18 protein-coding genes are annotated in these 19,300 nt (G+C 65.0%); 14 read left to right on the top strand and 4 right to left on the bottom strand.

All coding sequences use genetic code 11. The features are described from left to right. The first annotated feature begins 8 nt into the window (after positions 1-8). The 7 genes from OC446_RS06725 to OC446_RS06695 all read left to right on the top strand — a co-directional run bounded on the left by OC446_RS06725 (position 9) and on the right by OC446_RS06695 (position 6,463). A complete protein-coding gene (locus OC446_RS06725; RefSeq protein ID WP_262028276.1) occupies positions 9-407 on the top strand; it encodes a DUF4259 domain-containing protein in 399 nt (132 codons plus the stop codon). Between the two features lie 18 nt (positions 408-425). Continuing rightward, entirely contained in the window at positions 426-1,634 is a 1,209-nt protein-coding gene (locus OC446_RS06720) for an acetyl-CoA C-acetyltransferase (RefSeq protein WP_262028275.1), read from the top strand. A gap of 21 nt (positions 1,635-1,655) precedes the next feature. Further along, positions 1,656-3,863, top strand: a complete 2,208-nt coding sequence (locus OC446_RS06715) for an FAD-dependent oxidoreductase (RefSeq protein WP_262028274.1) — start codon at positions 1,656-1,658, stop codon at positions 3,861-3,863. 171 nt (positions 3,864-4,034) lie between these two features. Next, positions 4,035-4,544 carry a DinB family protein gene (locus OC446_RS06710; protein ID WP_262028273.1) on the top strand — a complete coding sequence of 170 codons (510 nt, stop codon included), beginning with the start codon at positions 4,035-4,037 and terminating at the stop codon, positions 4,542-4,544. Then, positions 4,541-5,089: a thioesterase family protein gene (locus tag OC446_RS06705; RefSeq protein WP_262028272.1), complete on the top strand. Its 549-nt coding sequence runs from the start codon at positions 4,541-4,543 to the stop codon at positions 5,087-5,089. The genes OC446_RS06710 and OC446_RS06705 overlap by 4 nt, the downstream gene beginning before the upstream one ends. 45 nt (positions 5,090-5,134) lie before the next feature. Next, positions 5,135-5,758, top strand: a complete 624-nt coding sequence (locus OC446_RS06700) for a 2-hydroxychromene-2-carboxylate isomerase (protein WP_262028271.1) — start codon at positions 5,135-5,137, stop codon at positions 5,756-5,758. Positions 5,759-5,764: 6 nt separating this feature from the next. Continuing rightward, positions 5,765-6,463 carry an aspartate/glutamate racemase family protein gene (locus OC446_RS06695; RefSeq protein ID WP_262028270.1) on the top strand — a complete coding sequence of 233 codons (699 nt, stop codon included), beginning with the start codon at positions 5,765-5,767 and terminating at the stop codon, positions 6,461-6,463. A gap of 68 nt (positions 6,464-6,531) precedes the next feature. On the opposite strand, the gene OC446_RS06690 is transcribed toward OC446_RS06695, so the two are convergent. Together OC446_RS06690 and OC446_RS06685 are read right to left on the bottom strand one after the other, a co-directional pair. Beyond that, complete coding sequence (locus OC446_RS06690; RefSeq protein ID WP_262028269.1) at positions 6,532-10,041, bottom strand: PAS domain-containing hybrid sensor histidine kinase/response regulator; 3,510 nt, start codon at positions 10,039-10,041, stop codon at positions 6,532-6,534. 72 nt (positions 10,042-10,113) lie between these two features. After that, the gene (locus OC446_RS06685; RefSeq protein ID WP_262028268.1) at positions 10,114-11,028 is read right to left on the bottom strand and encodes a LysR family transcriptional regulator; all 915 of its coding nucleotides are present in this window, start codon (positions 11,026-11,028) and stop codon (positions 10,114-10,116) included. Between the two features lie 101 nt (positions 11,029-11,129). On the opposite strand from OC446_RS06685, the gene OC446_RS06680 reads away from it, so the two are divergent. The 4 genes from OC446_RS06680 to OC446_RS06665 all read left to right on the top strand — a co-directional run bounded on the left by OC446_RS06680 (position 11,130) and on the right by OC446_RS06665 (position 14,017). Then, positions 11,130-11,564 (top strand): DoxX family protein, encoded by a 435-nt coding sequence (locus OC446_RS06680; RefSeq protein WP_262028267.1) that lies wholly within the window; start codon positions 11,130-11,132, stop codon positions 11,562-11,564. 9 nt (positions 11,565-11,573) lie between these two features. Then, entirely contained in the window at positions 11,574-12,095 is a 522-nt protein-coding gene (locus OC446_RS06675; RefSeq protein ID WP_262028266.1) for a VOC family protein, read from the top strand. 169 nt (positions 12,096-12,264) lie between these two features. Then, a complete protein-coding gene (gene mscL / locus OC446_RS06670) occupies positions 12,265-12,699 on the top strand; it encodes a large conductance mechanosensitive channel protein MscL (protein ID WP_262028265.1) in 435 nt (144 codons plus the stop codon). Positions 12,700-12,814: 115 nt separating this feature from the next. Then, on the top strand, positions 12,815-14,017 hold the full coding sequence (locus OC446_RS06665; protein WP_262028264.1) for a pyridoxal phosphate-dependent aminotransferase: 1,203 nt from the start codon (positions 12,815-12,817) through the stop codon (positions 14,015-14,017). Between the two features lie 13 nt (positions 14,018-14,030). Here OC446_RS06665 and OC446_RS06660 read toward each other — a convergent pair whose 3' ends face one another. Next, on the bottom strand, positions 14,031-14,495 hold the full coding sequence (locus tag OC446_RS06660) for an RbsD/FucU family protein (RefSeq protein ID WP_262028263.1): 465 nt from the start codon (positions 14,493-14,495) through the stop codon (positions 14,031-14,033). Positions 14,496-14,654: 159 nt separating this feature from the next. Here OC446_RS06660 and OC446_RS06655 point away from each other — a divergent pair, with 159 nt between their 5' ends. Next, positions 14,655-15,704: an AbrB family transcriptional regulator gene (locus OC446_RS06655; RefSeq protein WP_262028262.1), complete on the top strand. Its 1,050-nt coding sequence runs from the start codon at positions 14,655-14,657 to the stop codon at positions 15,702-15,704. Between the two features lie 3 nt (positions 15,705-15,707). Here OC446_RS06655 and OC446_RS06650 read toward each other — a convergent pair whose 3' ends face one another. Beyond that, positions 15,708-16,580, bottom strand: coding sequence for a MurR/RpiR family transcriptional regulator (locus tag OC446_RS06650; protein ID WP_262028261.1), 873 nt, complete (start codon positions 16,578-16,580; stop codon positions 15,708-15,710). 138 nt (positions 16,581-16,718) lie between these two features. Between OC446_RS06650 and OC446_RS06645 the strand changes: the two genes are divergently transcribed. After that, entirely contained in the window at positions 16,719-17,507 is a 789-nt protein-coding gene (locus OC446_RS06645) for an N-formylglutamate amidohydrolase (RefSeq protein ID WP_262028260.1), read from the top strand. A 179-nt stretch (positions 17,508-17,686) separates the two neighbouring features. After that, positions 17,687-19,219 carry an APC family permease gene (locus OC446_RS06640; RefSeq protein WP_262028259.1) on the top strand — a complete coding sequence of 511 codons (1,533 nt, stop codon included), beginning with the start codon at positions 17,687-17,689 and terminating at the stop codon, positions 19,217-19,219. Positions 19,220-19,300 lie beyond the last annotated feature (81 nt).

Here is a 19,300-nt window from a genome sequence, read left to right as displayed (position 1 = left end):
GGTTATCTATGGGTGCGTGGGGATTTGGTCCATTCGACAATGATGAGGCCGGTGATTGGCTGTCCTACTTCGATGATCAAGGACTGGGTGCGGTTCGCTGGGCCATCGAAGCGGTTTCCGATCAGGATTATCTCGAGGTTACAGAAGGTAGTATGGCTATCGCGGCGGCAGCAATGTTGGCTGCTCTTTGCGACGGAAATGAAGACGGAATACCGCGTGAAAAGCCTCGTGAGCTGCAGAGGATCAAGCAGGAAGAGAAATCCTATGAGATACTCAAGCAGCCGGCTGTCCAGGCGTTGGATCGGGTTTTGGCACCAGACTCGGAAATTGTAGAGCTTTGGTCTGAAACAGATAAGTTCTCAGAATGGAAACAGAGCGTCTTGGATATCCAAAGACGCCTCACATGAAATTTACGGGTGAGAGAGATGCCAGACGCCTTTATCTACGACGCCGTTCGCACGCCGCGCGGGCGCGGCAAGCCGGATGGCTCATTGCACGAGGTTCCCGCGGTCGATCTCGCCGTGACGGCGCTTGATGCGATCCGCAGCCGCAACGAGCTCGATCCGATGCTGGTGGAGGACGTGGTGCTCGGCTGCGTCGATCCCGTCGGCGAAGCCGGCGGCGACATCGCGCGCGCGGCGGCCTTGAAGGCCGGCTTCGGCAAGGAGGTGCCGGGCGTGCAGATCAACCGCTTCTGCGCCTCGGGCCTGGACGCGGTGAATTTCGCCGCCGCGCAGGTCATGTCCGGCATGAAGGACATCGCCATCGGCGGCGGCGTCGAATCCATGAGCCGGATCGGCATGGGCGCATCGGGCGGCGCATGGCCGGTCGATCCCGGCATCGCCATTCCGACCTACTTCCTGCCCCAGGGCATCTCGGCCGATCTGATCGCGACGAAATACGGCTTCTCGCGCGATGACGTCGACGCTTATGCGGTCGAGTCGCAGAAGCGCGCCGCGAAGGCCTGGGACGAGGGGCGTTTCGCCAAATCGGTCGTGCCGGTGAAGGACGTCAACGGCATCACGATCCTGTCCAGGGACGAACACATGCGGCCGCAGACGGACATGCAGTCGCTCGGCCAACTCAAGGCCGCCTTCGTTCAGATGGGCGAGATGGGTGGGTTCGATGCGGTTGCCATCGCGGCCCATCCGGACGTGGAATTCGTCAACCACGTGCATCACGCGGGCAATTCGTCGGGCATCGTGGACGGCGCTGCGGCGGTTCTGGTCGGGAGCAAGGAGGGCGGGGCGAAGGCGGGCCTGAAGCCGCGCGCGCGCCTCAAGGGTTTTGCTTCCATCGGCTCCGATCTCGCGCTGATGCTCACCGGCCCCATCGACGTGTCGGAACTCGCCTTGCGCAAGGCCGGCATGACCAAGGACGACATCGATCTCTTCGAGATCAACGAGGCGTTCTCGTCGGTGGTGCTGCGCTACATGCAGGCCATGGATCTCGATCCGGCGAAGGTCAATGTGAACGGCGGCGCCATCGCCATGGGCCATCCGCTCGGCGCCACCGGCGCCATGATCCTCGGAACGGTGCTCGACGAGCTCGAGCGCACGAACAAGCAGACGGCCCTCATCACGCTGTGCGTTGCTGCCGGCATGGGCACGGCTGCGATCATCGAGCGGGTTTGAGAGCGGGCAGGGGAGAACATCATGACGAACTTCACCAATTTCCGCTTCGAGGTCGATTCCGACGGCATCGCGCTTGCGACCTGGGACATGCCCGGCCGCTCCATGAACGTGATCACCCCCGAGGTGATGGGCGAGCTGGAGCGGATCATCGAGACGGTCGCCGGGGATGAAGCGATCAAGGGCTGCGTCATCACCTCCGGCAAGGAGGCTTTTTCAGGCGGCGCCGATCTCACTATGCTCCAGGGCCTCGGCGCCGAATACGGGCGCCTCGCGAAGGAGAAGGGCGAGGAGGCTGCCATGCAGTTCTTCTTCGAGGAATCGCGCAGGCTCTCGCTGCTCTATCGCCGCCTTGAAACGAGCGGAAAGCCCTTCGCCGCCGCCCTTCATGGCGTGTGCCTGGGCGGCGCCTTCGAGCTGGCGCTCGCCTGCCATTTCCGGGTTCTCTCCGACGTGGATTCCACCCGCGTCGGTCTGCCCGAGGTGAAGGTCGGCCTCTTCCCGGGAGCCGGCGGCACGCAGCGCGTGTCGCGTCTCATGCAGACGGGCGACGCTTTGCAGATGCTGTTCAAGGGCGAGCAGCTCCGGCCGCTCATGGCGCGCAACATGGGCCTCGTCCATGCGGTCGCGCCGCGCGACCAGATCGTGCAGGCGGCGAAAGACTGGATCAAGCAGGGCGGCTCCGCCGTCGCTCCCTGGGACCAGAAGAGCTACAAGCTGCCCTCCAACAAGGTTTATTCCGCCGCCGGCATGCAGATCTGGCCGCCGGCGAATGCCATCTACCGCCGCGAGACGCAGGACAATTACCCGGCGATCCGCGCGATTCTCGAATCCGTCTATCAGGGACTGCAGCTGCCGATGGATCTCGCCCTGAAGGTGGAATCGCGCTGGTTCGCCAAGATCCTGCGCTCGAAGGAGGCGGCGGCGATGATCCGCACGCTCTTCGTCTCCATGCAGGACCTCAATAAGGGCGCCCGCCGCCCCAAGGACGTGCCGCCGTCCAGCCTGAAGAAGGTGGGTGTCGTCGGCGCGGGCTTCATGGGCGCGAGCGTGGCCTATGTCACGGCCAATGCGGGGCTTGAGGTCGTGCTCATCGACCGCGACATGGAAGCCGCCGAGAAGGGCAAGGCGCATTCGCACAAGCTCGTGTCGGACCAGATCATGAAGGGCCGCGCCAAGACGGCGGACCGCGATGCGCTTCTGTCCCGCATCACGCCATCGGCCGATTACGGCGATCTCGCCGATTGCGATCTCGTCATCGAGGCTGTGTTCGAGGATCCCAAGGTCAAGGCCGAGGTGATCGGGAAGGTGGAGGCCGCGATCCGGCCGGATTGCATCTTCGCGTCCAACACCTCGACACTGCCGATCTCGGGTCTCGCCAAGCAGTCGAAGAGGCCCGACCAGTTCATCGGCATCCATTTCTTCTCGCCCGTCGAGAAGATGATGCTGGTGGAAATCATCATGGGCAAGGAAACCGGCGACAAGGCGCTCGCCACCGCGCTCGATTATGTGCGCCTGATCAAGAAGACGCCGATCGTCGTCAACGATTCCCGCGGCTTCTTCGCCAATCGCTGCGTGCTGGCCTACATTCTCGAAGGCCATCTCATGTTCACCGAGGGGCTGCCGGCGGCCATGGTCGAGCAGGCGGGCAAGCAGGCCGGCATGCCGGTCGGTCCACTTTCGCTCAACGACGAGGTCGGCGTCGATCTCGGCCTCAAAATCCTGCGCGCCACGAAGGTCCAGCTGGGTGAAGCCTCCATCGTGCCGCAGCAGGAGGAGCTGCTTACGGCGCTGGTGGAGAAGGAAGGACGCCTCGGCCGCAAGAACCGGAAAGGGTTCTACGATTATCCGGAAGGCGGACAGAAGCGCCTTTGGCCGGGCCTGAAGGACCTTCAGGCCCAGCATGTGGAGGCCGAATTGGTCGACATGCAGGAGCTGAAGCAGCGCCTCCTCGTCACGCAGGCCCTGGAGGCCGCGCGCACCTTCGAGGAGGGCGTGATCACCGATCCGCGCGAGGCGGATGTGGGCTCCATCCTCGGCTTCGGGTTCGCGCCCTATACGGGCGGTGCGCTCTCCTACATCGATTTCATGGGCGCGAAAGCCTTCGTGGAATTGTGCCGGAGCCTTCAGGCGAAGCACGGCGACCGCTTCGCGCCGCCGAAGATCCTCCTCGACATGGCCGCATCAGGCGACACGTTCTATGGCCGCGCCGGAGCGAAGAAGGCGGCTTGATCAAACACGCTGGATCGTTTCCAGAACATGGCGCGACCAGCCCTCTCCCCCACAGGGGGGAGGGGACATCCGCGCTACTCTCGTCCGACATTCTCGGATCTTCGCTGCGCTTCGTCCGGGACGACGATAAGGTGTCGCTTCAACATCGGGACGATCTGAAGGAGCCTTTCCATGAAACCGCACTTTGCCATGATGGCGGCCTACAATGCGTGGTGCAACGAGCGCATCTATGATGCCGCCGCGCAGCTTTCTGACGCGGATTACCGCGCGGATCGCGGAGCTTTCTTCAAATCGGTTCACGGCACCCTGAACCATCTGCTCGCCACGGACCGGATCTGGCTGAAACGTTTCATGGGGCAGGGCGAGGCGCCGAACCGGCTCGATGCGATCCTGTTCGAGAACCTCTCCGATCTTCGGAGCGCGCGGCAAAAGGAGGACGAACGGATCGTCTCCTATATCCACAGGCTGTCCGAGGCCGATCTCGCCGGCCGCATCCGCTACAAGACGATTACCAATCCTGCGGAGATCGAGCAGCCGCTCGCACCGGCCCTGGTCCATCTCTTCAATCATCAGACGCACCATCGCGGGCAGGTTCATTGCCTCCTGACGGGCTTCGGCCTCGATGCGCCGGCCCTCGACCTCATCCTGTTCCAGCGCCAGACCGGGATAGGCCTGGCATGAACCTCTGGCTGCGCGTCCTTCACCTGATTGTCGCTTCGTTCTTCCGGCCGAGGCTCCATCCGGTGCGGGACGCGTCGCGCCTCACGTACCGGGTCTGGCCGCACGACCTCGATACGTCGCTTCACATGAACAATGGGCGCTACTGGACGCTCATGGATCTCGGCCGTTCCGACATCATGATCCGCTCGGGCCTGTGGCGGCCCATCCTCAGGCACGGCTGGGTGCCCGTGGTGGGGGCGGGGCAGATCCGCTTCAGGCGGGAGCTCAGGCCCTTCCGGCCCTTCACCCTCGAGACGCGGATTCTCACCTGGTCCGACAGCCATGTGGTGATGGAGCATCGGCTGGTCTCGACGGCCCGGGACGGTAGCCCCATCCTCAACGCCATCGCCCTTGTCCGGGCCGGGATCTATGACCGCCAAGCGAGGAGCTTCGTGCCCATGAGCCGCCTGCTCGAAGAGGTCGGTATCCAGGAGACGGCACCCGCGGCTTCGCCCGAGGTCGAGGCTTTCCTCGTGGCCGAAGAGGCGTTGAAGAGCGCCGCCTGATGGTCCAAGGTGGGGGCCTGCTTCACCTACCGGCGAACCGAACCCATGCCCCGCACCATCGATTACTACTTCTCCCTCGTGAGTCCCTGGGCCTATATCGGCCATGCGCCCTTCATGGAAGTCGCGCAGAAGCATGGGGTCGAGGTCAATTTCAAGCCCGTCTTCCTCGGCCGGGTCTTCTCGGAAACCGGCGGCCTGCCGCTTGCCCAGCGCCATCCCGCGCGGCAGCGCTACCGGATCGTGGAGCTGCAGCGCTGGCGCGAGAAGCGCGGCTTGACCTTCAACATCAATCCGAAGCACTGGCCCTTCGACGTGAACCTCGCCGACCGCTTCGTCATCGCGGTCACGGCCTCGGGCCGGAGCCCGGACGCTTTCCTGCGACGCGCCTTCGCGGCCATATGGGAGGAGGAGCGGGACCTGAGCGATCCGCTGGTCCTGTCCGAGCTGGCCGAGCAGGCGGGACTCGACTCGTCGGCCCTCATGGAGGTGGTGACCGGCAGCACCACGGAGGCGATCTATGCCCTCAATCTCGAGAACGCCGTCGCGGGCGACGTCTTTGGGTCGCCCGCCTATGTGCTCGACGGCGAGGTGTTCTGGGGACAGGACCGGCTCGAACTGCTCGACGATGCGCTGGGCTCCGGGCGCGCACCCTATACCCCGAACCCCTGACGCCAAATGCGAACCATCGGACTCATTGGCGGCATGAGCTGGGAAAGCTCGGCCGAGTATTACCGCATCATCAACCAGGAAACGAACCGGCGACTCGGCGGCGTGCACTCGGCGCAATGCCTGATGTATTCCGTCGATTTCGAGGACATCAAGCGGCTGCAGCACGAGGGGGATTGGGAGAGACTCGCCCTGGCGATGAGGGACGCGGCTCTGCGCCTGGAGCGCGGCGGCGCGGATTTCATCGTCCTGTGCACCAACACCATGCACCGCGTCGCGGACGCGATTTCAGCGGCCGTGAGCGTTCCGCTGCTTCACATCGCGGATCCCACGGCCGACAGGATCAAGGCCGCTGGATACGATCGCATCGGCCTTCTCGGCACGGCCTTCACCATGGAGCAGGATTTCTACAAGGGCCGCCTGCGCGAGCGCCACGGGCTCGACGTGATCGTGCCGGACGAAGCGGACCGGCGGATCGTGCACGAGATCATCTACAAGGAACTCGTGCTCGGGATCGTCAGGCCGGAATCGCGCCAAGCCTATCGCGAGATCATCGCGCGCCTGATCGAGCGCGGCGCGCAAGGCATCATTCTCGGCTGCACAGAGATCATGCTGCTGGTCTCGGACGAGGACAGCGCCGTGCCTCTCTTCGACACCACGACGATCCACGCGGTCGCGGCGGTGGATGAGGCGCTGAAAGCGGATTGAAGCGCTCCGCTGTCGGCTCCATCCATGTCATCACCGGCACAAGGCCGCTGATGACACGCGTTGCTGGCTTACTCCGCCGCCGCCCGCATGGCGCGCCACTGCGTCAGCAGCGCCCGCAAGGCCGCCGGTTTCAGAGGCTTGTTGAGCACGTGGATGTTCATGGCGGCGGCCGCGTCGCGCACGACCGGCGTGCGGTCGGCGGTCACGAGGACGGCCGGGGTATCGACCTGGGTCTTCCAGCGCAGGGCCTTGATGAGTTCAAGGCCGTCCGTGTCGTCCAGGTGATAATCGGCGATGATGACCTCGGGCAGGGCCCGGTGCGTTCTCAGGGCCTGGTGGGCGGTCTCGAGATCCGACGCCGTCCAGGTGTCGCAGCCCCACCCTGAGAGAAGCAGGCGCATGCCTTCGAGGATGGCGGGCTCGTTGTCGATCACCAGCACGCGCAGGCCCGACAGCACCGTCGCGGCCGGCTTCGGCGCTTCCGGCGCCGCCGCCGTGGCCGGAAGGGCCGCCACCACCGGCACCTCGACGCGGAACACGGAGCCGCGGCCCACTTCCGAGTTCAGCGTAATCGGATGCTTGAGCACCCGGCCGATGCGTTCGACGATGGAGAGGCCGAGCCCCAAGCCCCGCGCGGCCTTCATGCCCTGGTCCAGGCGCTGGAATTCGCGGAACACGATTCGCTGCTTCGAGGGGGGAATGCCGAGGCCCGTGTCCCACACCTCCAGCACGAGATGGCCGCCGCGCCGGCGGCCGCCGACGATCACCCGGCCCGACAGGGTGTATTTGATCGCGTTGGAGATCAGGTTCTGGAGCAGGCGGCGCATGAGGCGGCGGTCGGACCGCACGGTCAGCGAGGAGGGTACGAAGGTGAGCTTCAGGCCCTTGTTGCGGGCGACGGGCTCGAACTCGCGCTGCAGCTGGCGGAACAGTTCGTCGATGCGGAAGCTCGACCATTGCGGCTTCATGGCGCCCGTGTCGAGGCGCGAGATGTCGAGGATGGCGGTGAGGATCTCCTCGACCGCATCGAGCGAGGCGTCGATGTTCTCGGCCAGCGTTCCGTCGCCGGCTTCGCGATCGCGCTCCACGAGGGAGACCGCGTAGAGACGCGCCGCATTGAGGGGCTGGAGAATGTCGTGCGAGGCGGCGGCGAGAAAGCGCGTCTTGGAAATGTTCGCCTCGTCGGCCTCAGCCTTCGCGCTTCGCAGGGCCTCGTTGAGACGGGTCAGTTCCTCGGTTCTCTCGCGGACCCGCTGCTCCAGCGTCTCGTTCGCGCGACGGCTCGCCTCCTCCGCCAGAACGGTTTCGGTCACGTCCGTGTAGGTGGTCACGTGGCCGCCGTCGGGCAGCAGGTTCGAGCGGATCTCGATGACCTTGCCGGAGGGATAGAGCTTGAGGCGCACCGGCTCCACGTCGTGGCGGAAGGAGTGCAGGCGAGCCTCGACGAGTTCGTCGATGCTGCCAGGCCCATACGAGCCGCGCGAGGCGTTGTAGTGAACGATGCGCTCCATGCTGATGCCCACATGCACGAAGTTGGGCGGCATGTCGTAGAGATCGATGAAGGCCTGGTTCCAGGCCAGCAGGCGCAGGTCGCTGTCGAGCACAGTGATGCCCTGCTTGGCATAGTTGAGTGCATGCTGGAGAAGGTCGCGGCTGTGCTGGATGGCCGCTGAAGCGTCGTCGAGGAGCTTCAGCGCCGCTTCCGTGGACACGGTGCGGCGGCGCAGTAGCAGCGACAGCGCGAGGCGCGACGATGCGGTACCGATGGCGGAGGCCAACAGGTGCTCCGCGTAGCGCAGAAGATGGACGTCGGCTTCGGCGCGGGGCTCCAGGTTCTGTCCGCGGCTATGGGTGAAACCTTCGAAGGAGCGGGTCGTACGCTCCTCGCCGAGATACCGCGCGACGGTGGCGCGCAGCTCACCGACGGTCACGCTGGCGCGGAACAGGCGGAAGCTCGGCGTCGCGGAAGCGGCGGCCTCGCCCAGGAAAACGTTGGCCTGGATCTGCTCCATGGCGGTCACCGGCCGCCAGAGCGAGAAGGCGACGTAGGAGAGGATATTGAGCGTCAGGCTCCAGACGACGCCATGGGTGAGCTGCGGCAGGTCGACCCCGAACAGGGATGTGGGCTTGAGAGCCGTGATGCCGAACGGGCCTGTGACGACCACGTCGGACCAGAACACGCCATCCCAGACGAGGCTCGGCAGAAGCAGCGTATAGGCCCAGGTGAGAAAGCCGACGATCAGCCCGATGCTGGCGCCGAGCGCGGTGCCGCGGGACCAGATGAGCCCGCCGATGAAGGCCGGTGCGACCTGCGCGATGGCGGCGAAGGACAAGAGGCCGATGGCGGCAAGCGCCGCCTCTCCGGAGGCCCGGTAATAGGCATAGCCGAGGAGGATGACCAGGACGATGGAGATGCGCCTCACGCCGATCACGAAACTGCCGGGATCGATGCCCGAGAAAGCGCGCCGCCGCAGGACGATCGGCATGACGAGATGGTTCGAGATCATCACCGCCACGGCGACGGAATCGACGATGACCATGGCTGTGGCGGCCGAGAAGCCGCCAAGGAAGGCGAGAACGGCGACGGTGCCCGCGTGGTCCGAGAGCGGCAGCGCGAGCAGGGTCATGTCGCGATCGACCGCGCCTTCGGGAAATGACGCGAGGCCCGCAAGAGCGATCGGGAGCACGAAAAGGTTGATGAGCACCAGATAGAGCGGAAACAGCCAGGCGGCGCGCTTCAGGTCGGCGATGTCGTGGTTCTCCACCACCGTCACATGGAACTGGCGCGGCAGGAGAAGCGCCGCGCAGGCGGAAAGCAGGATGAGCGTGACGTAGCTGCCGAACCCCGATGTCCGGCTCATCAGATCCGCCGTGGTGCCCTGTTCATGGAGCCGCTGCACGATGGCATCGTAGCCGTCGAACATCACGAAGGTGATGTAGCCGCCGACCACCAGGAAGGCGACGAGCTTCACCACCGACTCGACGGAGATCGCGAGCAGCAGTCCGTTCTGGTGCTCGGTCGCATCCGTATGGCGCGTGCCGAAAGCGACGGCGAAGCCTGCCAGCACGAGGGCCACCACGAGGGCGAGATCGCCGATGAAGGGAGGCTTCATCAGGAAGGTTTCATTGGCGGCCGTCAGGAAGACGTCGAGAGAGGACGAGACGGCTTTCAGCTGCAGGGCGATGTAGGGGATGGAGCCGACCAGCGCGATCAGGCTGACGAGAGCCGCGACCCTCTCGCTCTTGCCGTAACGGGCCGCGACGAAGTCGGCGATGGAGGAAATGTTCTGCGTCTTCGCCACGCGCACAACGCGGGCGACCAGGGGGTAGCCCAGTCCGATCACGAGGATCGGGCCGATATAGATCGCCAGGAAGTCGAAGCCGGAATGGCTCGCCAGTCCCACCGATCCGAAGAAGGTCCAGGACGTGCAATAGACCGCAAGGGCAAGGGCCGCGATGGTGGAACGGGCAGGGCCCTGGATGAACCGCCGCCCTCCATTGTCGCCCCAATGGGCCACGGTGAACAGGAAGCAGAGATAAACCAGAGCGGACAATACGACGGCCCAGGTGGCGACCATAGGCTCAACCCTCGAAAGCAAACATGAAACAGCTTTAGCGATTTACGAATGTGAACGCCACCACAGCAGACGTCACAGGTCCCGGTCCCATTCCGGCTCCGGCCCGAAGCGCTCGGCCAGGAACGCCACGAAGGCGCGGACCTTGGCCGGAGCCTGACGGCCCGATGGCAGGACCGCATGGATGGCGGGCTCGTAGGTGGGATAGGCGGTCAGGACCGGAACGAGGCTGCCGGAGCGCAGGCTGTCGCCCACGATGAACGTGGGCTGGTAGATCAGGCCCTGACCGGCCACGGCTGCGGCCAGGAGGGCATCGCCGTTATTCGCCCGCAGATTGCCCTGGATCGGCACCGAGATCTCGCCGTCGAGGCCGAAGGCCCAGCGGCTCGCCCCGATGGCGCTCGGCAGGGTATAGCCGAGGCAATTGTGCCGGGCGAGATCCTCCAGGGTCTGCGGGGTTCCGTGACCCTTCAGATAGGCCGGAGAGGCGCACACGACGGTTCGGCAGGCGGCGAGCCGCCGCGCCACGAGGCTCGAATCCTTCAGGCGCCCGATCCGGATCGCGAGATCCCACCCCTCCTCGATGAGATCGACGAAGCGATCCGCGAGACCCAGATCGAAGGAGACGGCGGGGTAGAGCCGACTGAACTCCGTCAGAGCGGGAACGACCTGCCGGAAGCCGAAGGTGAGGGGCACGTTCAGCCGCAGCGTTCCCCGAGGCTCGATGCGGTCGAGGCTGGCGGAGGCCTCCGCCTCCTCGATCTCGGCAAGGATGCGCTCGCAGGCGGCGAGATAGGCTCGGCCCTCCTCGGTCAGCATGAGCTTGCGGGTCGACCGGTGCAGCAGCTTGACCCCGAGCCGCTCCTCGAGAGCCGCCACGTGCTTCGTCACCATGGTCTGCGACAGGTGGAGCGCCCGTGCCGCCGCCGAGAAGCTGCCGAGCGTGGCAACGCGCACGAAGACCTGCATGCCGGTGACGCGGTCGAGCATTTAATGATTTCACTCTGTAGGTGTGAGGTAATATTCCAAAAGTGAGATTATCATATCAACGGTTTGAAATCATATGAAAGGCTCATCTCAGGAGATCCTTGATGATCGATAATCGTACCGCTCCCTACGCCGCCCTGATCCTTCGCATCACACTCGGCCTCGTCTTCCTTGCCCATGCCGGCCTGAAGGTCTTCGTGTTCACGCCGTCCGGCGCCGCCCAGTTCTTCGGCAGCCTCGGCCTGCCTCCGGCGCTGGCCTATCTGACCATCGCGGCCGAGACGGCCGGCGGCATCGCCCTGATCCTCGGCCTTTACACCCGTTGGGTTTCCCTGGCCCTGATCCCGATCCTGCTCGGCGCCATCGCGTTCGTCCACGGCCCGGCAGGCTTCTTCTTCAACAATCCGAATGGCGGCTGGGAATATCTGGCGTTCTGGATCGCGGCCCTCGTGACGCAGGCCCTCCTGGGCGACGGCGCTCTTGCGGTGCGGGCCGGATCGGCCAAGACTGCTCCCACGTTCTCCCCGCGCTCAGCCTGAGGCACCCCCATGGTCAAACCCATCCCACAGGAAGCCGCCGGAGTGCCGGCGTCCCGTCCCATCGACCCCGGCGTCAGGATCGGGCATGTCCACCTGAAGGTGGCCGATCTCGATCGGGCGCTCGCCTTCTATTGCGGCGTGCTCGGCTTCGAGCTGATCCAGCGCTACGGAACCCAGGCCGCTTTCGTGTCGGCGGGCGGCTACCATCACCACATCGGCCTGAACACCTGGGAGAGCAAGGGCGGCTCCCCGCCGCCTCCCGGCTCGACGGGGCTCTACCATGTGGCGATCCTCTATCCGACGCGGGCAGCCCTCGCGGATGCGCTCTACCGTCTGGCCGAGGCCGGCATTCCCCTGCAGGGCGCGAGCGATCATGGGGTCAGCGAGGCGCTTTACCTGAGCGATCCCGACGGCAACGGCATCGAGCTCTATGTCGACCGGCCCGAGGACCAGTGGCCGAGGACCGCCAGCGGCGAACTCGCCATGGTCACGCAGCGCCTCGACCTGCAGGATCTGCTGGCGGCCCGCTAAAGCATCGGACCCAAAAGTGGAACCCGCTTTTGGGATCCCATCCGATGCTTTCCTCTTTTGCCGAGAGCATCGCATCGAGCGGCCCACTGGGTCCGCTCGATGCTCTCAGGCTTGACGAAATTCCCAGATCGGGCAGCTTTAGCTGAGGGGGTAGCAAAGAGGTCCGGTCATGTGGAATGAGTTCAAGCAATTCGCCCTGCGCGGCAACGTGGTCGATCTCGCCATCGGCATCATCATCGGTGCCGCCTTCGGCAGGATCGTGGACTCCCTCGTCGGCGACATCTTCATGCCCATCATCGGGGCCGTCACAGGCGGCCTCGATTTCTCGAACTACTTCACGGCCCTGTCGGGCCACGTCACGGCCGGATCCCTCGACGAGGCCAAGAAGCAGGGCGCCGTGCTCGGCTGGGGCAACTTCATCACGGTCGCCATCAACTTCGCCATCATCGCCTGGATCCTCTTCCTCCTGGTCAAGGGCATGAACCGCCTGCGCCGCACGGAGGATGCAAAGACCGGCACGGCCGAGAAGCCCGCGGAAATCCCGGCGGACGTGAAGCTGCTGACGGAAATCCGCGACCTTCTGAAGACGGGCCGGACCACCTGACATCCATCACAGGTTTCGATCGGATCCTTCGTCATTTGTCATGAGACCTTTTCCGGACTTGCCTTGAGCGGGCGAACGGGCCATGCCTGTTCGCCTCGTTTCAAGGAAACCCTCCATGAATGTGTCCGTGCCGGTTCCGTCCGTTCTCAACCTGCGCCCGGAGGCGGAGCAGGCGCCGACGAGCGGCATCGTCGACGTGTTCACCTATGGCCGGCTGAAGCCGGGAATCATCCCGCTCTGGGTCGGGGAGGGCGACCTGCCGACACCGTCCTTCATCTGTGAGGCCGCAGCCCAGTCGCTTGCGAAGGGCGAGACCTTCTACACCTACCAGCGGGGCATCCCGGAACTCCGCCAAGCCATCGCCGGCTACCATGAGCGGCTCTACGGCAAGCCCTTCGATCCCGAGCGCTTCTTCGTGACCTCCGGCGGCATGCCGGCGATGCAGATCGCGTTCCGCATGCTGGCCGGCAACGGCGACGAGGTGCTGATCCCCACGCCGGCCTGGCCGAACTTCGCCGGTGCGATCACCATCGCCGGTGCGCGTCCCGTCGCCGTGCCGATGACGATCAACGCCAAGGGGTGGCATCTCGATTTCGAGCGGCTCGAGAAGGCGATCACGCCCCGCACCCGCGTGCTCGTCATCAACTCGCCGTCCAATCCCACCGGCTGGGTTGCGACCCATGCAGACCTGCGCGCGGCGCTGGACCTCGCCCGGCGGCACGGGCTGTGGATCGTGGCCGACGAGATTTACGGACGCTTCGTCCATGATCCTTCTCTCACGGTCGACGGACGCACGCCGTCCTTCCGCGATGTGATGGAGCCGGAGGACAAAATCGTCTTCATCCAGACCTTCTCGAAGAACTGGGCCATGACCGGCTGGCGTCTCGGCTGGCTGGAGGCGCCGCCCTCCCTCGGGCCGGTGATCGAGAACTTGGTGCAGTATCAGACCTCCGGCACGCCGGTCTTCGTTCAGCGCGCGGGCGTGGCGGCCATCGAGCAGGGCGAGGATTTCCTGGTCGATCAGATCGCCAAGGCCCGGTACGGCCGCGAAGTGGTCGGGCGCCTCGCGGAAACCGGCCTCGTCGAATTGCCGCCGCCGAGCGGCGCCTTCTACGCCTTCCTGAAGATCAAGGGTGCGACGGATTCGAAGGACATCGCCTTCCGCCTCATCGACGAGGCCAATGTCGGTCTCGCGCCGGGTTCCGCCTTCGGAGAGGCCGGCGAGGGCTATCTGCGCCTCTGCTATCTGCGCAAGCCCGAGGACGTGGAGGAGGCGGTCCGCCGCATCAGTGAAGCCCTGCCGAGGCTCGTGACCTGAGGAGACGATCCCGCTACGGAGGCGCGATCACGCCCTTCTTGAGAATGAAGCAGCCGTAGAAGCGGCGCTCGCCGGTCGCCACGATGGCATAGGCCTTCTTCGCGCGCTCGTAGAATGCGAAGCGTTCGACGGAACCCATTGGCCAGGTGTCGCGCCCGGCGTCGCGGCGCGCAACCGCATCGACCTCCGCCTGCGCTTCCTGCTGAATGACCGGGAGATTGTCGGGATTGCCGACGACCTCCATGCGCTCCGCCGGATACTCGACGAAACTGTCGAGGGGCATCAGCGAGAGGACGGCCCGGATGGCGCGCGGCGAGCCGATATTGTCCATGCGGATCACCCGGCCGTAGGCGGTCTGGCGCGCAAGGGAATCGGCAGGGAAATTGGCATCGCAGATGACGAGATCGTCACCGTGCCCCATGGCCTGGAGCACATACAGAAGATCCGCATTGAGCGCCGGGTCGATTCCGTGCAGCACCGTTTCCTCCCTGATCCCGATTGAATGCGCGCAATCTCAGCAGGCTTTCGCGATCTCCGCAACGCCTCACCCGATCAACGGCAGACCTTGGCCGCATGGCATCTGCGCATCTTCGGCATTTGACCTAGAAACCAAGGACGTCCATTCAGCAAAGTCGTGATGCGTCTCATCCTTGCCCATCTCATTCAGATCCTGGTTGCCGCTCTCGGCGGGCTCGTCTTCTACTGGCTCGGCGTTCCGGCCGCATGGCTGTCCGGTTCCGCCATCGCTGCGACGCTCTGGGGCCTGTCCGGCTGGGCCTTGCCCCTGCCGAAGGCGCTGGCCGATGCTGCCATGCTGACTTCGGGCGCCGCCATGGGAGCGGCAGTGACGCCCGCCGCCATCGATGCGATGGCGCGCTACCCGGGCAGCCTCATCCTTCTGGTCTTCGGCGTCATGGCCATCTCCGCGACATCGAGCGCCTGGCTCGTGCGCATCTCCGGCTGGCGCAAGGCCGATGCGGTGCTGGCCTCCGTTCCCGGCGCGCTGTCCACCGTCCTGGCCGTCGCGGCCGATCGGAAGGCCGAGGTCGCTTCCATCGCCATCGTGCAGAACTTCCGGCTCTTCGTGCTGATCGCCCTGCTGCCGAGTCTCGTGGTCATGACCGGAGGAGGGGGCAACACGGGGGCGCTGGTCGGCGCCGGACTTCCCGTCGAGAGTCCGGGAGGCATGGCCTTCATCCTGCTGGGCGGGCTCGCTCTGGGAACGGTGTTCAAGGCGCTGAAGGTGGCCGCGCCGATCCTGCTCGGCGCCACCATCGTCAGTTCCGTGAGCCATGGCACGGAATTCGTCACCGGCGTCATTCCCCCGGCGATCGCCACGGGCGGTCTCGTGCTGATCGGGCTCTTCATCGCCGACCGGTTCCGCAATCTCCAGCGCTCGACCCTCAGAAGAGCGCTCGTATCGGCGCTCGGCTCCTTCACGGTCGGCATGGTGGTGGCGGCGCTCTTCGCCAGCGTGGCCGCCTGGCTCGCCGGCGTCAGCTTCGCCAACGGCCTCGTGGCTTTCGCGCCCGGCGGTCTGGAGGCCATGACCGTCCTGGCCCTGATCCTCGGGCTCGACCCGCTCTATGTGGGCATCCATCACCTCGTCCGATTCCTAGGAATCGGACTGGTCCTGCCGTTCCTGATCGGCTGGCTGCAGCGGAGCCGACCGGAGGTGGCGGAATAGGCCCTAGGGCTTTTCGCTCCGCAGCCGCTCCACCGCTTCCATGCGCGGCTTGGCCGTTTCCCACAGGCGCTTGGTGACGGCCGCCACGAGCGCTTCCGTCAGCAGGAGAAGACCGGCCGAGGAATCCCAGTTCGACGGCGCCACGATGTGGGCCGGCAGCACGTGGCGGGCGACGCGGGCGATGGGCGAGAGCCAGGGATCGGTCAGGAGGACGACGGTTGCACCCTGTTTCGCGGCCGTCTCGCAGAGGGCCGTCACGTCCTCCTGGTAGCGGCGGATGTCGAAGGCGACGATGACATCCTTTCTGCCGATCTCGATCATTCGGTCGCGCCAGAGGACCGGCTGCCCTTCGATGAAACTCACATGGCTGCGCACGATGCGCAGATGGCTTTCAGCGTAGCGTCCGAGCGCTCCGGTGAAGCGCCCACCCGTGAAATGGATCCGCCGGTGCGGGTCGCTCAGCAGAGTGACGACCGCGTCGAACTCGGTCGGGGCGATGTTCTCCACCGTCGCCCGCAGGTTCCCGATCACCGCTTCGGCGAAGGAGGCCAGGGCCGGCGCGCCGTGTCTCTTGTCCGACGGGCTCGCCTTCGCCAGCGGCGAGAGCAGCTGGGCCTCCAGTTCCTCGCGCAGGTGCTTCTGGAAATCCGGGAACCCGCTGAAGCCGAGGCGGCTTACGAAGCGTAAAACTGACGGAGCGGAAATTCCGGCCCTGGAGGCGAACTCGGCCACCGTGTCGAGACCCGCAAACGGATAATGGCTCAGCAGCAGATGAGCGGCCTTTTTCTCGCTGGGCGTGAAGCCGTCCATGTCGAGGCGGATGCGTTCGGCCAGGCTCGGCGGAGCCACGGCCGGAATGGCGTTGTCAGTTTTCATGTTGGAATGTTTCGTTTCCCCACCTTGACGGTTGTTGAAAGCTGTATCAAAAATTTCACAGAATAAAAATCGCCAAGAAACGTACCAAGCGTTCAAACGAGGGTGATTGCCTGCATCCCGCAGGTACAGGAGGGCCGCATGGCGCATGCGAGTCGGACGGCATTCGGTCAGGGTCCTGCCGCACAGGCGGAGGAGCCGGTTGTCGCCATCGAGAACCCCGAAGGGCGCTCGCCGCTCCTGCTCATCTGCGAACACGCCTCCAATCATCTGCCGGCCCGCTATGGCAGCCTGGGGCTGGGATCCGCCGAACTGGAAAGCCACATCGCCTGGGACCCTGGTGCGCTCGGCGTGGCGAAGGAGCTTTCGCGCCTGCTCGACGCCCCGCTGATCCATGCCACCGTTTCGCGCCTCGTCCTCGATCTCAACCGCGAGCCATCCGCCCCGGATTCGATCTGGACACTCAGCGAGCACACCAGGATTCCGGGCAATCTCGATCTCGACGAGACGGAGCGGGCGGCCCGCGTCCGCGAGGTCTACGATCCGTTTCACAATGCGGTCGACAGCTTCGCCAATGCCCGCAAGGCAAGTGGGCAACTGGCCGCCATCGTTTCCATCCATTCGTTCACGCCGGTCTACCGGGATGTCCCGCGTCCCTGGCATGTCGGCCTGATCTTCGACCGCGACGCGCGCTACGCGCGCAGCGTCGAGGCCGGATTGAAGCAGGATCCGGCGCTCGTCGTCGGCATGAACGAACCCTATTCACCGGCGGACCGGGTGTTCCACACCCTCGAACGCCACGCCGAGAGGCGCGGCCTTCCCCCGCTGATGATCGAGATCCGCAACGACCTGATTCGCACACAAGACGAACAGGCGTCGTGGGCTCGCCGTCTCGCGCCGCTTTTGAGGGAGGGGGCGCGGACGCTCTAGCGCATCGTGCGGAGGATTGGATCCGGTTTTCCGCGCCGAACGATGCGCCGCTTGAGAAGAAGAGCATCGGACAGGATCCTAAAGGTGGAGATCCACTTTTGGGTTCGATGCCCTGATGACGGGCATGGCGCGCAACGTGCCGTGACCCGAATGGCAGATCTTCTTGGAGGAAGAACTCGATGTCAGTCGGACAAGGAAGCCCCGGGGTTCATGCCCCACCGGCCGGAGCGCAGAGCGCCGGCATCACCTATACCACGGTGGATGAAAGCTATTTCGAGGCGCGGCGCCTGAAGCGCCATGCCCGTGTCTGGTCGCTCTGGGCGCTCGGCGTCGGGGCGGTGATCTCGGGTCATTATTCCGGGTGGAACCTGGGTCTCACCAATGGCTTCGGCGCGATGTTCTTCGCGACCATCATCATCGCGGTCATGTATCTGGGCCTCACCTTCTCGCTCGCCGAGATGTCGCCGGCCCTGCCGCATACGGGTGGCGCCTACTCGTTCGCGCGCACCTCCATGGGGCCCTGGGCGGGCTACATCACGGGGATCGCGGAGAACATCGAGTTCGTGCTCACCCCGGCCGTGATCGTGTTCTTCATCAGCTCGTACCTGTCGGCGATCTTCGATACGTCACCGGCCTTCCAGCCGGTCTACTGGGTGCTGTGCTACGCCCTGTTCGTCGGCCTCAACATCATCGGCGTCGAGCTCTCGTTCAAGGTCACCGTCGGCGTGACGGTGGCGGCGCTTGCGGTGCTCGCCTTCTTCTATGTATCGGTGCTGCTCTCGGGGCAGTTCGATTTCTCGCGCTGGGCCCTGAACATCGGCCCGGACGGTGCGGAGCTGCCGAACGGCAACGGCCCGTTCCTGCCCATGGGCATGGGCAGCATCCTGGCATCGCTGCCCTTCGCGGTCTGGCTGTTCCTCGCCATCGAGCAACTGCCGCTCGCGGCCGAGGAATCGCATGATCCGCAGAAGGACATGCCCAAGGGCATCATCGCCGGCATCCTGACCCTGATCGCCTCCGCGTTCCTCGTGCTCTTCCTGAACACGAGCATCGCGCCCGGCGCTGCAGGCTTGGGCAAGTCCGGAGAGCCGCTGCTCGACGGCTTCCGCACCCTGTTCGGCACGGACATCGCCAAGATCCTGGCGGCGGTGGCCGTGATCGGGCTGATCGCGTCGTTCCACACCATCATCTTCGCCTTCGGACGGCAGATCTATTCGCTGTCGCGCGCAGGGTACTTCCCGAGCTTCCTGTCGGTGACGCATGGCGAGCGCAAGACGCCGCACGTGGCCCTGATCGCGGGCGCGGTGCTCGGCCTCCTGGTGATGCTGATCATCTGGTTCGCCCGTGGCGCCGAGGCGGGCGCGACCGTCATCGGCGGCACGCTGCTCAACATGGCGGTCGCCGGCGCGATGCTGGCCTATTTCATGCAGGGCATGTCCTACATCGTCCTGAAGCGGAAGTTCCCGAACCTGCACCGGCCCTATACGAGCCCCTTCGGCGTTGTGGGTGCCGTGACCTGCATGGTCATCGCGGCGGTGACGCTCTACTTCCAGCTCATCGACTCGGTCTTCCAGACGGCCGTCATCGGCGTGGCGATCTACTATGCCGTGATGATGGCCTACTTCCTGATCATCGGGCGCCACAAGCTCATCCTCTCGCCGGAGGAGGAGTTCGCTCTCACCAAGGGCGAGGCGGAATACAAGACGTACTAGCGCATCGTGCGGAAAAGTGGACCCGGTTTTCCGCAAGAACGATGCGCCGCCTAAGGGATTGAGCATCGAATCAATCCCAAA

Source organism: Microvirga sp. Mcv34 (genome assembly GCF_024519725.1).
In the GTDB taxonomy this organism is placed as follows: Bacteria; Pseudomonadota; Alphaproteobacteria; order Rhizobiales; family Beijerinckiaceae; genus Microvirga.
Note: the sequence above shows the minus strand (reverse complement) of the source record. Positions and strands in the feature narration are given on the sequence as shown.

What these genes read in the sequence shown, in the direction of transcription:
- OC446_RS06650 (WP_262028261.1), bottom strand. Translation starts at nt 16,580, where the DNA reads ATGAAAACTGACAACGCCATTCCGGCCGTGGCTCCGCCGAGCCTGGCC.
- OC446_RS06695 (WP_262028270.1), top strand. Translation starts at nt 5,765, where the DNA reads ATGCGAACCATCGGACTCATTGGCGGCATGAGCTGGGAAAGCTCGGCC.
- OC446_RS06710 (WP_262028273.1), top strand. Translation starts at nt 4,035, where the DNA reads ATGAAACCGCACTTTGCCATGATGGCGGCCTACAATGCGTGGTGCAAC.
- OC446_RS06715 (WP_262028274.1), top strand. Translation starts at nt 1,656, where the DNA reads ATGACGAACTTCACCAATTTCCGCTTCGAGGTCGATTCCGACGGCATC.
- OC446_RS06645 (WP_262028260.1), top strand. Translation starts at nt 16,719, where the DNA reads ATGGCGCATGCGAGTCGGACGGCATTCGGTCAGGGTCCTGCCGCACAG.
- OC446_RS06690 (WP_262028269.1), bottom strand. Translation starts at nt 10,041, where the DNA reads ATGGTCGCCACCTGGGCCGTCGTATTGTCCGCTCTGGTTTATCTCTGC.
- OC446_RS06675 (WP_262028266.1), top strand. Translation starts at nt 11,574, where the DNA reads ATGGTCAAACCCATCCCACAGGAAGCCGCCGGAGTGCCGGCGTCCCGT.
- OC446_RS06685 (WP_262028268.1), bottom strand. Translation starts at nt 11,028, where the DNA reads ATGCTCGACCGCGTCACCGGCATGCAGGTCTTCGTGCGCGTTGCCACG.
- OC446_RS06705 (WP_262028272.1), top strand. Translation starts at nt 4,541, where the DNA reads ATGAACCTCTGGCTGCGCGTCCTTCACCTGATTGTCGCTTCGTTCTTC.
- OC446_RS06725 (WP_262028276.1), top strand. Translation starts at nt 9, where the DNA reads ATGGGTGCGTGGGGATTTGGTCCATTCGACAATGATGAGGCCGGTGAT.
- OC446_RS06665 (WP_262028264.1), top strand. Translation starts at nt 12,815, where the DNA reads ATGAATGTGTCCGTGCCGGTTCCGTCCGTTCTCAACCTGCGCCCGGAG.
- OC446_RS06655 (WP_262028262.1), top strand. Translation starts at nt 14,655, where the DNA reads ATGCGTCTCATCCTTGCCCATCTCATTCAGATCCTGGTTGCCGCTCTC.
- OC446_RS06720 (WP_262028275.1), top strand. Translation starts at nt 426, where the DNA reads ATGCCAGACGCCTTTATCTACGACGCCGTTCGCACGCCGCGCGGGCGC.
- OC446_RS06640 (WP_262028259.1), top strand. Translation starts at nt 17,687, where the DNA reads ATGTCAGTCGGACAAGGAAGCCCCGGGGTTCATGCCCCACCGGCCGGA.
- OC446_RS06700 (WP_262028271.1), top strand. Translation starts at nt 5,135, where the DNA reads ATGCCCCGCACCATCGATTACTACTTCTCCCTCGTGAGTCCCTGGGCC.
- OC446_RS06680 (WP_262028267.1), top strand. Translation starts at nt 11,130, where the DNA reads ATGATCGATAATCGTACCGCTCCCTACGCCGCCCTGATCCTTCGCATC.
- mscL (WP_262028265.1), top strand. Translation starts at nt 12,265, where the DNA reads ATGTGGAATGAGTTCAAGCAATTCGCCCTGCGCGGCAACGTGGTCGAT.